Source organism: Leptospira perolatii (assembly GCF_002811875.1).
GTDB classification, from domain to species: Bacteria; Spirochaetota; Leptospiria; order Leptospirales; family Leptospiraceae; genus Leptospira_B; species Leptospira_B perolatii.
Genome location: NZ_NPDZ01000024.1, coordinates 1 through 13,637 on the forward strand (window position 1 = coordinate 1; position 13,637 = coordinate 13,637).

General features: G+C 41.4%; 10 protein-coding genes and 2 pseudogenes. 5 read left to right on the forward strand and 7 right to left on the reverse strand.

From position 1 onward, the window contains the following. Positions 1-131: 131 nt before the first annotated feature. A pseudogene (locus CH373_RS18125) lies at positions 132-1,091 on the reverse strand (YheT family hydrolase); the annotation flags it as partial. Between the two features lie 266 nt (positions 1,092-1,357). Between CH373_RS18125 and CH373_RS18130 the strand changes: the two are divergent. Both CH373_RS18130 and CH373_RS18135 read left to right on the forward strand, forming a co-directional pair. Next, positions 1,358-3,310: a PhoX family protein gene (locus CH373_RS18130; protein WP_100715573.1), complete on the forward strand. Its 1,953-nt coding sequence runs from the start codon at positions 1,358-1,360 to the stop codon at positions 3,308-3,310. 124 nt (positions 3,311-3,434) lie between these two features. Then, a complete protein-coding gene (locus CH373_RS18135; RefSeq protein WP_125170059.1) occupies positions 3,435-3,761 on the forward strand; it encodes a hypothetical protein in 327 nt (108 codons plus the stop codon). Here CH373_RS18135 and leuA2 read toward each other — a convergent pair. From leuA2 to CH373_RS18150, 3 genes are all read right to left on the reverse strand, one after another. Beyond that, positions 3,758-5,029, reverse strand: coding sequence for a 2-isopropylmalate synthase LeuA2 (gene leuA2 / locus CH373_RS18140; RefSeq protein ID WP_100734114.1), 1,272 nt, complete (start codon positions 5,027-5,029; stop codon positions 3,758-3,760). The genes CH373_RS18135 and leuA2 overlap by 4 nt on opposite strands. A gap of 259 nt (positions 5,030-5,288) precedes the next feature. Next, a complete protein-coding gene (locus tag CH373_RS18145; protein WP_100715550.1) occupies positions 5,289-5,900 on the reverse strand; it encodes a tetratricopeptide repeat protein in 612 nt (203 codons plus the stop codon). A gap of 49 nt (positions 5,901-5,949) precedes the next feature. After that, positions 5,950-6,876, reverse strand: coding sequence for a histone deacetylase family protein (locus CH373_RS18150; protein WP_100715549.1), 927 nt, complete (start codon positions 6,874-6,876; stop codon positions 5,950-5,952). A 146-nt stretch (positions 6,877-7,022) separates the two neighbouring features. Here CH373_RS18150 and CH373_RS18155 point away from each other — a divergent pair, with 146 nt between their 5' ends. Then, positions 7,023-8,138: a putative glycoside hydrolase gene (locus CH373_RS18155; RefSeq protein WP_100715551.1), complete on the forward strand. Its 1,116-nt coding sequence runs from the start codon at positions 7,023-7,025 to the stop codon at positions 8,136-8,138. Here the strand turns inward: CH373_RS18155 and CH373_RS18160 are convergent. Then, the gene (locus CH373_RS18160) at positions 8,135-8,929 is read right to left on the reverse strand and encodes an enoyl-CoA hydratase/isomerase family protein (protein WP_100734115.1); all 795 of its coding nucleotides are present in this window, start codon (positions 8,927-8,929) and stop codon (positions 8,135-8,137) included. The two genes, CH373_RS18155 and CH373_RS18160, sit on opposite strands and share 4 nt — an antisense overlap. Then, complete coding sequence (locus CH373_RS18165; RefSeq protein ID WP_100715548.1) at positions 8,929-9,456, reverse strand: hypothetical protein; 528 nt, start codon at positions 9,454-9,456, stop codon at positions 8,929-8,931. Before CH373_RS18165 ends, CH373_RS18160 begins: the two co-directional genes overlap by 1 nt. A gap of 367 nt (positions 9,457-9,823) precedes the next feature. Between CH373_RS18165 and CH373_RS18170 the strand changes: the two genes are divergently transcribed. Continuing rightward, complete coding sequence (locus tag CH373_RS18170; protein WP_100715547.1) at positions 9,824-11,101, forward strand: PilZ domain-containing protein; 1,278 nt, start codon at positions 9,824-9,826, stop codon at positions 11,099-11,101. On the opposite strand, the pseudogene CH373_RS18175 reads toward CH373_RS18170, so the two are convergent. Beyond that, positions 11,062-11,808: pseudogene (locus CH373_RS18175) on the reverse strand (transposase); the annotation flags it as partial. The gene CH373_RS18170 and the pseudogene CH373_RS18175 sit on opposite strands and share 40 nt — an antisense overlap. Positions 11,809-12,099: 291 nt before the next feature. On the opposite strand from CH373_RS18175, the gene CH373_RS18185 reads away from it, so the two are divergent. Continuing rightward, on the forward strand, positions 12,100-13,224 hold the full coding sequence (locus tag CH373_RS18185) for an HNH endonuclease (protein WP_100715546.1): 1,125 nt from the start codon (positions 12,100-12,102) through the stop codon (positions 13,222-13,224). The last annotated feature ends 413 nt before the right edge of the window (positions 13,225-13,637 follow it).

The window sequence follows — 13,637 nt, forward strand, 5'->3', positions numbered from 1 at the left end:
ACCCAAAGAAGGGTGGGGCCCCCTCAACTCCTGGCGCGTTTCTTCAATTTCTTGTTACTTGAAGCTGGGGCTTTTTTCTTCTTTGCGTTAGGTTTTTGGACTTTACGAGCCACTGTTGAGCCGGAATCCATTATCGAATCTAAAACTCTAAAATACCAACAGTTCCCCTTCAGATTTTCATAAAATCCGTTATGTCCTCCGTATTTTTGGATCAGGATATGCAGTTTCGGGCCTTGAGAAATTTCATGAAATTCGTTCGCGCGAATGATGGGATCATCTTCAGACGTTATGACTGCGATCGGCACTTTCAGATTTTTGAAATCCGAAGCAGATAAGGTGTAACTCCCGAAGTAATGATCGATGTCCTGGAAATGATCTGTGGTCGATACGATGCGATCTGTTATATCCATGACCGATTTCCCCTGTAAAATTTCTGGGTAAGGATGCAGATCGGGAAAGTGCACGCTTTTTTTCGTAAGGGACTCTTTCCACTTTCTCAGGAAATATTTTCCGATCAAAAATTTAGAGTCCATCATTTCGGTAGCACTTTTCGGGTGCATCGCAGGACTTACCGCCATGCAATATTTAAGATTCGGAATGGGTTTTTTCCCTTTTGAATGTTCTTTCGCAATTCGAATCGTAAAATTCCCGCCCATTGAAAAGCCTGATAAGTATACCGGAACGTGCTTGCCGAAAGTCTGAGCGGCTTTTCGGACCGCTTCGTAGGTTTCTCTCAGCAAACTGCCGTTAAACGGTTCAGGATTTAAGTGGTGCGTATTTCCGTGATCCCTCAGGTTTAAACGAAAAATCGAAAAGCCCTTTTCGAAATATCTGCGCGCAGTTCGTTGGATGTAATTGGAGTCTGCGCTTCCTTCCCACCCATGGATCAATATTAGCAGTCCTTTATTCTCGTGGGAAAAGGAATACTGCCCTAAAAGTCTGACTCCCTTTCCCGCGTCCAAAACGACTCCTTTGGCCGAGCGATCCATGGGATGTTCGGGCCAATTTTGCCGCATGAGAGAAGCAAGCATGGTCTGGACAAAAGAATTTCTAATATAGAATGGAGGCAAGAATGGAACAATTTTTTCCATTCCTCCAAGATTCCAGAAAATCTACGAATTTGCAAGTGGTTCCTCGATAAGAATCCCGGCCGAATTAACTAACTTGCAATTAGACTGACGTCGACCGAGTCAATGATCGGTTTCGACATCCAAGCAAATCTCTCGTAGCAACTCCTTCTAACAATTCTCCATTTTGTAACGAATGAGACATTCTGCTGTTTCCCAATTCGTAGAGTATGAGGCTTCGCTTAAATTATGGATGAATCACCAAACATAGAATAACGGAGTCAGGAGAAATGAACTACTTTAGTAGAAATTTACATAAAAAAAAGAACATTCAAAGTTTGCTACTCTCGGCAGCTGCTAGCGCGATACTTTTCGGAGTTGCGAGTTGTGGTGCGGGAGAAAAGAACAATAATGAATCTTTGAATTTGTTAGTATTGGCCGCAAACGATTCTTTTCGGGAAGTATCCTTTAACGAGGCAAAATTTCCGAACAGTACTGCTTTAAAAACGGACCATCAAGTTGCGACTACGATTAGTATCAACGGAATCGATCAACAAATCGGATATACGAAATTGATTCGATCGGGAGAGGTTAAGGGAACCGGAACTTTCGGAATTCCAGTCGATTCGACCATGGTGCCGATCCCGGACGGAACGGACATCGGTTATACGATGAGAAATGGCGGCACCGGAAAAAGCGGCCCGAGCACTGCTTCGGACTTTAACTCACTAATTCAAAAAGATGGATCAATTTTTATGATCTCTCACTTTGAAGACGTAATCGGTAGCATTTACATTAGCAAATTGCACCAAAATGTAGAGACTGGCGCACTAACTGTCCAATCGACAAAGCCGGTAAATATGAGCAGTGTAAAAGGAATCTATATCCCATGTGCTGGAAGTGTTTCTCCTTGGAATAGTCATTTAGGTTCGGAAGAATACGAACCTAACGCTCTTAAGGCGAACACGGATACGAACATGAAATACTATGCGGCATATCTTGGCGCTGAGACTCCAAACCCTTACTGGTATGGTTGGATTCCTGAAATTAAGATCTTAAATTCCAATGGCGATACTTCCGTAGTAAAACATTTTGCGATGGGAAGATTTGCTCACGAACTATCAAAAGTACTTCCGGATAAAAAGACTGTGTATTTGGCCGATGACGGTTCGAACACCGGTCTTTACTTGTTCGTTGCAGACAAAGAAGAAGATCTGAGTGCTGGTACTTTATATGCGGCGAAGTGGACTCAAAAAAGCGCCAACCATGGCGGCTCTGCAAATATTACCTGGCTGAATCTGGGACATGCAAGCAACACAGAGATCAAGAATGCGATTAACGCAGGGATTACTTTTGGCGCAATGTTCGAGCCTCAGACTTCTCCGGCTTTTGATCCGGCAACTCCTAGTACCTGCAGTGTTGCTGATGGGTACAAATACATCGATGTAGAAGGAAGTGGCAAAGAATGCCTGAAATTAAAGACAGGAAATTTTACGACAGGAACTTCTATTGAAAAACTTGCTTCTCGTTTGGAGACCAGAAGATATGCAGCTCTTAAAGGCGCTAGTATTGAGTTTAATAAAGAAGAAGGTATTACTTACAATACGGACGCTTCCAAACTTTATGTGGCTATGAGTAGCATCAAAGCCGGAATGATAGATACGACTGGCGATATTCAAATACCTTCGAATCCTTGCGGTGGAATCTATTCCCTCGATTTAGGAGGGGAAAAGAAAGATATTTCTGGTAACCCGATCAAGAGTTCGTTTGTGGCTTTCACTATGGCAGGAGAAGTGATGGGAGAACAAGCGAGCGCTCTGGATTTCGGGTTCATCGATTTCGGAACCGATAAGACAAACACCTGTAAGGCGAAGTCGATCGCAAATCCGGACAATGTAGCCTATATGGAAAAATCGGATATTTTGATTATCGGCGAAGACACGAACTCAGGCGAACACCAAAACGATGCAGTGTTTGCTTACAACGTTACGACCAAATCGCTCACTAGGATTTGGACCACACCTTACGGTTCTGAAACCACTTCACCTTACTTCTACCGGAACATTAACGGCTGGAGTTATTTAATGGTCGTTACTCAACATCCTTATGGGGAATCCGATACTGCAGGCAAAAAGAAATCTTGGGTAGATTTCAATGGTGCGGAAGGATCTCCTACAATTCCAAGCTTTGGAGACACTTTATATCCGTCTTACGTTGGATATATCGGTCCCTTTAGATATTAATAAACGAATCAGTTTTAGGAGTCGAGGGAGTACCTTCTCTCGATTCCTTTTTTTGCGAACTCTCAGAAATAAATCTTAAATTCGAATGCATAAACACTTAATTAAATTTTTCTCAATTGCTCTTTTGAGCTCCACCTTCCTCTTCTGCTCGGATAACAAATCCGTATATAAGGGAGAATCACGACCGCATTGCGATACAAAAGCAAAGCCTGCCTCTTTTTGTATCCTTGAAGCTTATGGTTCAGTTTCTCACTGTGCTAAATGTCACCCTGGAGATGCTCCCTTTGATATTCTAAGTTACGATGAAGTCAAAGCCAGAACAGTGCCAGGAAAGCCGGAGCAGAGCGTACTTTACCTTTATTTAAAACGAGAAGGTAAAATGCACGCTTTCGGTTCGGAGCATTTTGAAAAGGCAGTCTACAGATGGATTGAGGAAGGATCTAATCCTTAATCTAGTAATCGAAGATTTTTAAGCTCTTCTACAATTTCGTTTAAGGATAATTCGCCTCCGCCAACAGACTCGGACCTTGTTTTTAAAATCGGCTGCAGACGCATCGCTTCTTCTTTTGTGACTTCAATTCCGGATTCGACTAATATTTCATAGGCGGCCGATTTTCCGGATTGGCTCGTAAAGGAGATCCTATCTCCTTCCGGTCTGCCGATTAAATTTGCATCAAATGCTCTGTAGGCTCCCTTACGCAGATTCTTGGTTTTGGACACTCCATCTTGATGGATCCCGCTCCGATGAGCTACTACATCCTCACCGATGAGAGGCGCCTTTTCGCTTATGGGGATGTTCGACATCTTGGAAACGATCCTAGAAGTTTCATAGATTTCTTTTAGGTTCAAGTTTACAGGAACACCGCAATTGTGTAATGCGATCGCGACTTCGTATGTATTCGTGTTTCCTGCTCTTTCGCCTAATCCATTTAAGGCGGTTTCTAACTGTACCGCGCCGGCGAAATAGCTTTCTACTGTAGTAGCAGTCGCCATTCCCAAATCGTTATGTGTATGGACAGAGATTCTGGAGCCTTTCGGCAGAGACTCTACTACTTTACGAACCATTGCTACGAATAAGTAGGGCCTATATCTTTCCACGGTGTTCGGCAGGTTGACCACGTCTGCTCCCGCTTCCAGTGCCGCTTGGAAAGCCTTTACCGTAAATTCAAGATTATCTAATGCATCTCCAAAGTGTTCGCCAGAAAACTGCACTTCCGCGAAATTGCCTGCTAGCTTTCTTGCATAAGAGACGGATCTCTCTATGTTTTCGATCACCTTGTCTTCGGAGATTCCTAGTACGTTTTTGATCGCAAAATCGGAAATCGGATAAACAATATGGATTCTGGGTCTTGGTGCACGTCGAATCGCTTCCCAGGAAAGATCGATTTCTTTTTCCACTGCTCTAGAAAGACTAGAAATTACAACAGACTCGGGAGCTAAGGAAGCCAGATAGGAGCAAGCTTCAAAGTCTTGATGACTCGCGGACGCAAACCCCACTTCGATCCCTTGAACACCAAGCTTTACTAACTGTTTGAATATTACTTCTTTCTCATTTAAGTTCCAGGGTTTGCGAAGAGCCTGATTGCCGTCCCTTAGTGTGACATCCATAAAAAATGGAGGTACTTCGGGGGCTCTCAATCCACGACCCGGGATCAAAATATCTTGAATGGTGGGGAAGGACAAAGTCCTAGGTGGTTCCGGTGAATTCTCTGTTTCCATTGTATCTCCTAGTTTCCCGACTTAGAGCGGGATGTTAGTCGGAGTTACCGAAAACAAAAAACCCGCTCAGAGGAGCGGGTTTTCTTGCAAACGCAAATGTTCCGGCCCCTCAGTCCCTAAGGAGGAGAAGGAGAAGCAGGTTTGCATTTAAAACTGTTTGCAACATATAAATCTGAGGCAAGACTGAAAGAGTTTAGATTGACTGTCAATGAAAAAAGGAAGAAGTTCCGACTGAAATTTGAGATATTATTAGCAAATATTAATCGAACCCAGAGTCTTCCAAGAAAGTCCATATTCCCTTGGATTCGATTCTCTTTTCTTCCAAAAGATCTTTGAGTCCCGAGAATTCCTTCTTGATAGATTCTGGAATTCCTATCGCTTCTAGTTTTTTGAATATTTCTCCTGCTTTCTGGAGATTTTCGGTATAAAGATAACAAATTCCTAATGCATATAAGGTCATAGGATCTGCCAAGGCTGATTCCGGTAGGGTAGAATAAAGATTTAAAGCCTTATCGTACTTCTGAGAACCGGTATAAATAGAAGCCAGATTTCGCTTTGCATTGACGTCGGTTTCATCGAGTTCCAAAGCTTTAGAAAAATGGAATTCCGCTTTTGCTTTGTCCTTTTTTCGAGCATAAAGAACTCCTAAGCCAATCCAAGCTTGCACCATGGATTCGTTTAAGACTACGCATTCATGGAGTTGGACCTCCGCCTCGATTAGATCCCCGATTTGGGACAGGCACATTCCATAGTGAAACTTGGCGAGTGAGTTATTTGGAGAAGATTCTACCCAGGATTTCAGCACGGACTTCGCAGTTTCGAAATCTCCCCGCTTTAAAAAATTGAGTGCAGTTTCTAATTTCGGGTCCATTTACTTGTTCCGACAATTTAGCGACTAGTGAAGACTCAGAATTTCAGTACTAACCATGTAGCACTCCGATATGAGATTCTACACTTTCCGCCAATGCTACCAGGTCGTACCCGCCTTCCAGAAAAGAAACTATTTTCGCTCCGATCTGACTTGCAGCCTCTTTGACCAACTTTGTAAATTCCTGGTATGCATTTGTGCTTAGATTCATACCGCCTAAAGGATCTTCTCTATGAGCATCGAATCCCGCAGAAATCAGTATGAACTCAGGATGAAATTCTAGAATGGAAGGTATAATAGTATTCTTAAAGCAGTTCAGATACTGCGAATCGGAACTGCCTCCGCTCATGGGCAGATTTAAAGTAGTCCCAGTTCCATCACCTTCGCCCGTCTCCGATTTTGAGCCGGTCCCCGGATAAAAAGGATATCTGTGAATCGAGGTAAAAAACACATCGGGAGATCGATAGAAAATTTCCTGAGTCCCGTTTCCATGATGCACATCCCAATCCAGTATGTAGATTCGCTTTACACCCTGTGATAAAAGAAAGTTTGCAGATAGCGCTATATTATTCAAAAAGCAAAAACCCATCGCTCTTCCTGTTTCTGCATGATGGCCAGGTGGACGAACTAAGGCAATCCCAGCGTCTAATTCTCCCGCCAAAATCTTTTTAGAAAGACAGACCCCGCTACCGGCGGCCAATAGAGCGGCTTGGAAACTTCCCCTAGAATAAGGAGTATCTCCATCCATCGCGCCTTCTTTTCCGTTCATCGAAAGAAATCGAGTCAGATGAGATTGGCTATGGGTGGACAATATAAACTTTGGATCTAGTAGCTCTGGAGCGACAGGAACCAGGCTGGAAAAGTAAGATGCTCTAGAAAGTCGATTCATGATCGCTTCCAGGCGTTCCGGACATTCAGGGTGAAAATCTCCGGTTTTGTGGTTTAGAAAATGATCGCTATAGGAATATCCGAGTCGCATAGGATGCCTCGATTTTTTGTTCGATTTTTTGACGGTGCAGAAGATCCTACTTTAAAAGTTCGATATTAGTACCAGCCCAAGGAGTCACTTCTTTGTATAGATTCGTTTTAATCAGTGTACTTTCCACTTTCTTTGTTATCTCTCTTATGGCGGAGTTTACACTTCCTTTTCCTGAGAATTCTAAAAAAAAGACAGCTCCCGAACTAAATAGCAGGAGTTCCAACAAAGAAATAAAATCGAAGCCAAAAGATTCAAGCATAGCGGCTGAAGAATCGCAAAGGCAAAATCGAACTGTGAACCGAATCGAAAGAACAGAGATAGAACCAGTTCGCTCTGCTCCGGAAAGTCTGGCTGAAGAATCAGAGACGAGTCGTCCTCCTAGAAAAAAAATATTGGGAGAAGACTCAATTTTTCCTCCGAAATTTTATAGAGGAATCTATATCAGCAACTCAACGTTCAACGGATCAAATCAAAAGAAAAAGAAGGACAAGATACTTGCCCAGGCCAGCGAAGTAGGCATAAATGTTTTGGTCATCGACGTTCAATCAAAAGTACCGACCTCTGAAGAAGTGAAGAGAATTAAGGAAATGGGTTTTTATCCGGTTGCGAGGGTCGTTAATTTTGATGGTGGACTTCCCACGGAATTTCCGAGCAAAACTCGGATGGAATCGATACTAAGTTATGTAAGAAGGGCGTGCGAAGCAGGATTTGCGGAGATTCAGCTGGACTATATTCGGTATGCGGATGATCCGGAGATAAAGTTAACTCTGAAAAAGAAATATAGCAATTTGCATTCGATCATCAGTAGAATCCGTAACGAGGCAAATCAATGTGATGATTTACCGTATTTGGGTGCAGATATTTTTGGAAGGATTCCATTTAACAAAGACGATTTAATCGGTCAGAAAGTAGAAAACTTTGCGCAGTTAGTCGATGTGATTTATCCGATGCTCTATCCCTCTCATTTCTATGGACAACCATCCAGGATTTCTAACCCGTACCAAACAGTCTATGACGGACTCGTGAATACGAAAAAGAGATCATTGCCAACGACTAGAGTAGTGGGTTATATCCAAGGCTTTAATATGAAAGTTGCTCAATCCAGAAAAAGTATGAAGGACTATATAAAAGCACAAATCGAGGCGAGCGTAGACAGTGATTCCAATGGATTCGTTGTTTGGAATGCCTGGAACGATTACGCGGAAACCTTTAAGGCGATCCGTGAATCCATATCCGAAAAGAAATTGGAAATTGCGGATTAAAATCCTTTAAAAACAGGCTTTCGCTTTTCTTCTAGGGACTTGATTGTTTCTAAGAAATCTCCGGAAAGAAAATTGCGAGCCTGAGATTCTGCTTCTTTTCGTAGGGCTTGATTTAGAGCTTCTCGATCGTAGGAATTTTTCTTTAATTCTGAAAGTGCAAGGGGAGAACTTTCGCTTAGAGAAATCGCGATTTCTGTGGCTCTCTGTAGGACTTCATTTTTAGGAACGGAATCATAACAAATTCCTAATTTTGCTGCTTCTTCTCCTGTAATCGTATCAGCCAAAAACAGAAGTCTATTTGCTAGGGAATATCCGAATAACTCCGGTGTTAGATAGCTAGAGCCCATTCCCGGATGGATTCCGAGTTTTACAAAATTGAACTGGTACTTTCCTTCATTTGCGAAAATTCTAATATCGCAGGCGAGAGTTAGAGAAAAGCCTGCTCCGATTGCGTGTCCGTTTGCCGCGCAGATGACCGGAATTTCCAGATCTCTAACAGAAAGAAATAAATTATAAAATTCGAACATATCTCGTTTGTTCGACTCGAAATCCTTTTCCGCAAAAGATTTCAAAAGTTCGAAGTTACCACCTGCCGAAAAGATTTCGTCTTTTCCAGTGATCAGGAGCACTCTCGGTGCAGTTTTCGCCGTCCTTAACCGGTCGATATGGGATTTAAATTCAAATCCCATATCTCTGGTCATGGAGTTCTTGCTTTCAGGATTATTCAGATAAAGAATTTCAATTCTAGAGTTGGCGGAAAGTTCCACCGTTTCGGCTTCCACTAACGCCATTAAACGGCTTCCTGCTTCAATTCAAAACTTTCGTACCAAATTCTGTCTGATATAGAAAGGGGTTTTTCTCCGAGGCCCATTTGTTCAAAGTAATCCAGGAGTACTTGCAAGTGGATATTTTCTTCATCCTCTAATGTCCAGAATCCTGAATCGATTGAACGAGAAACCAAGGCGTTTCCTCTAACCGAATCGGAAAAGTAGGTCGGCCTGTCCGAAAAGATTAAATGGGAAGAGATAAAATCAAAACGTATCGTATCTACGATCTTGGAAAATTCCTGGTCCGATTTATCGAAGTATCGGGAGCCGATCTCTGTTTGAAAATAATCTCCCCAGCTAAGAATATCAGGTTCGACTCCGAACCGATTTACGATTTCGCGAAGCTTTTCTTCTTCCAGAAAGGGTCTGACCGCGAATCTATCGACCAATTCTTTTAGCGAAATCAGAGAGAGGATTTTCGTCGCAGACAATTTTCCTTGCCGCATCATATCAAAAAGTTCTGGGTTAAGTTCGGATTTCTTTTGCTCCATACATTTACTTTCGGCAGTTCTAAGAATTCCCGCCGAAGAATTTGTAAACCTATTCGGTGAATATGTCTCTTAAGCGTCCGGTGCTTTGGAGCAAATAAAGCGATGGTCCATTGAATTTGAAGGGTTCGGAAGTCGAAAATGAAGGGAGAGATAGACGGCGCAGTAGGAGTACTTTTTACGGGCCCCACCCTTCTTTGGGCGGGGGCCGGTGTGGTGGAGTACCGGGGGGCGTCGAATTGCCTAATATCAGAAATTTAGGCGCGCGTCAACCTTTTTTCTGAGGGGGCTATCTGTAGGAGCTCCTTCAAAAGTAAATTAGGAATCTATTAAGTAGATTCTAAGCTTCAGTATTTCGGAATTTTTAATTATGGCAGTAGGTAGATCGGATAGTCTTCAGGAACTTATTACAATTCTTGAAACTATGTTTGGGGAGACAATCATCGGTTCGGATATAAATTTGGTGAAGCACCTTTTTTATAGTTTAAAGGCGGATCAAAAAGAATTCCCCCTCGATTACGAAGGAGAGAAGCTTCAGGCGGTTGTCGAGCAGGTCGAAGAAGACAATCTCGTTTTATACGTTCCGAATATTCAGACAAGGGGCATCCTTCGGGCCAAAATTAGTTTCGAAATATTGAATATACTCTATCAATTCGAAGTCGTGATTATAGAGTATTGGGCGGATCATATTCGAATAAAGATCCCGTCCGAATTACAAGCCGCGGCTTTCCGGAAGAATATTAGGGTCGCGGTCGACGATCTTTTTATGAATTACGTGATCCTTTATAGATCTCTTTCCGGAGGCGAAAGGGAACTGGGAAAGAATCTGTACGTGGAACAAAGGTTCTTTCATTTGATGAAAGAGATCAAAAAGGATAACCCTAGTATTAAATTAATCAATTTTATGGCCACGGAATATATTGTGGGTGTATCAAAAGATTATAATTTAGTGTTCTATAAAGCAGAAGGGAAAACGGACTTTCTGGAAAGATTTATGTCCGAATACAATGGGACAGTTTATGTATCGGATTGTTCTTTGATCAAGAATTATATCGGCGAAGAGAACGATGAGTATCTAGACAATTTTAGAAAAGCCTATATGAGCATGGTGTCCGAGAAAGGACAGGGAGTCGCTGATCAGTTTTTTCGAGAAATGCAAAAGGAGGAAGTAAGAAACTTCATGATTTCTTATGTCATCACTCCGATTCGTCTTTTTAACGAAGTGATCGGTTATATCAGAGTGTATTCTACTGCCATGGACAAATTTTCGATCTCCAGGCAACAGGCTTTGTATGTGCAGGAATTAGGAGAGATTTTGACCTACGCCTTGACAAAAGTCTACATTCGTCAGGAAAACTATAAGAGTTCGAAGGCGGCTACAAGGATTCTAGATATCAGCATGAATGGTCTTTTGTTTGAAATCGAAGACGAGAGAACTTTTCATTATTTAAAAAAACATAATATTATTAAAATGTTTGTGCCTATGTCGGAGCGTACATTGGTTCTGAGAGGAGAAGTCGTTCGCTTTATGGAGTTCGACAACGGAAAGTTCCACTGCGGAGTAAACTTCTTCGATTCCAATCCGGATGATATGGTCTTTTTACAGGATTATATTTTTAACAAGAAACAAAGAGTATTGTCGGAGTAGATATCCCTTTTCTGTGAATCCGAACCGCCTTCTCCCTCTTCCCGGCTCCCGGATTGACAGAAACAGCATCCACACTCAACCAACACATCCAACCCGAGCACATTAGCATTGTTAATGAAGCTAAACTCATTCAGATACAATTGAGAATACTTTGGCTTTATGTATGCGTAAGGAGCAAAGGCAGTTTTTAGGACTCTATGATTTCCTTCTGCTACTTGGTTATGGGCTCCATTCTTATTCCAACGATTACGAGCGAATCTGAACCTGTTGACCTTGGATTTTACTGAGTGATTTACTGATCTGTGGTTCCTGTAAACTCCCCAAAGCCATGGATAGCCTTGATCTGTAAAAAGGGGAGATGTAGGCAAGTGTTCTCTGATTAGAGGTCCAAGTGTCCCTGCATTTTGATTAGGGACTGATGAGAAGAATACCGGTCCTTGCTTGACGGCTATAGTTTGGACAAGGGTTCCGATTTGTTTTCCACCAAGCTTTTCTGAAAGGTATATAGAAGAGGTTTGTCCTCTGTGACTGTAGCGTTTCTTACTTTGGCTTGCTCTTTCCGCCGCAGAATATAATACAGCAGTGTCTACGCAAACGTAGGGCCTCTTAGCCATAATTTTAGAGATGTCTCTGTTCTCATTAGGAGGCAGTAGGAAGTCCTTGAACTGATCGCTTAGAGCATCGTAGGTGAGTTGCTTATACTTTGGGTTTAACCTTTAGTTGTTTCGAAATACGAAATATAGTATTCATATTCGGATTGGTTCAACCATTCTCTATCTCTTGAATTGTTCTGAAATGAATTGCGAAATCTCCCTCATCCATATCTTCTTGAGTTAATCTGACTGCAAGTCCAACCTTCTTAATTCTTTTTCCTTACAATATGATCTCAGGAAATCTATAACGACTTTGAAATGCTTTCTCTTTTAGACTTTTAGATAGGTAAAACATTAGACACAGATTGAAAGAAGATTGAGAGTTGAATTCATAGAGAAATTTGTATGGTTAATTATTGTTACTTACCTGGAGATGAACATTCTCACGATTCTTCTTATGAACATATATTTCCGGAATCTATCGGAGGAAGATTAAAGGTAAGAGGGCTTCTTTGCGCGAAGCATAACAATATTTTTGGCTACACTATAGATTCGGGCTTGGAGAAGGCACTGAGACCATACTGTGTTTTGCTCGGTCTTACCCAGTTGGCTGGGCATGACCCAAAATATTTTGAATTAGAGGTAGGAGAAAGAAAGATAAGAATTGATTCAAACGGTGGGAAGAGAATTTCTCAGCCAAAGTTTGAAAAAAGGTTAGATCCCATTACCGGAAAAACGGAAATAAAAATTGAAGCACCGGATGATGAATATCTAGAGGTTTTGCTGAAGCAATTTGCAAAGAAAAATCCTAAGTTAAATATAGATGTCAATCAGGTAGAAAAGCTTAAAATTGAACTTGATACGAAAGAATATCAGCCGAAAATTGAAATACCGTTCAATAATAAAAATGTTTATAGATCTATATATAAAACTTTAGTAAACTATTGGATCGCAAAAGGTCAATCAGTCGAATATATTTATTCACTCATCAGTGCTCTAATAGATATCTCTCCGATTCTCACTGCTCCTTATTATGGTACAGAAATTTTAAATGGAAAAGTGGGCCCTACTATTGCAAATTCGCTCGTTATTGTCGGGAGTCAAAAACATAAAAGACTGATAGGGTATGTTGAACTACTGGATGCTTTTCGGTTTATAATTCAAATTAATTCAGAGTATCTTGGTCCTGATATTGAGCTGAGTCTGTTTGAGAATGTTTTGTCAGACGAAGTGTTGGATAATCTTACGGTAAACTCTGAGGCTTTATTTACTTTTGAGCATTATAACCAATCCATAAAGCAACCAGATTCGAATGTATTTAAAGGCAATTTTGACCGGCTCTATTTTAATATAGTTAAAATTTCTGAATTCAATGGGATTTTGAATTCAGCTTTGGATGCGGCGGCAGCCGAATACGCTAATACAAATGATAGAAAAAAATATTTTGATACGCTTTCTTCCCATCTTACAGAGAGCTTTGTTAGAAAGCTTTTCGAGGGTGATACACCTGCAGAAGCTACGGTTGATTAATCTTTAGCTTTTTACAAATCCTATAGATAGTTCGGAGATTTATACTAGATCTGCCTACTTCAATATTTTGAATTGTTCTATATGGATTTTCACAGCCGTCTAACCATCGATACTAATAAATAAATTTTACGTTAGCCTGCCTTCTTCAATACATTTAGAACTTTATAAAGTTTTTTAGCTATGCTATAAACTGACTCTTTTTTTTCATTTTCAAAGGAAATATCTGCGCCGGCACCTCCTGTGCCGAGCTCCGGAACGCTTTCGCCATCCTGGCTTCGCTTTCGGGATTTCGGCTTTCCGTTTCCTGTTTATTTCTTGGCGATGGCTGCTTTTAGTGTTCGGTTTCTTTTTTACTGATAGGGTTTTGTATACTTCAGCAGTGCGAAATTTTTTATGTACTGACGGTTCATCCC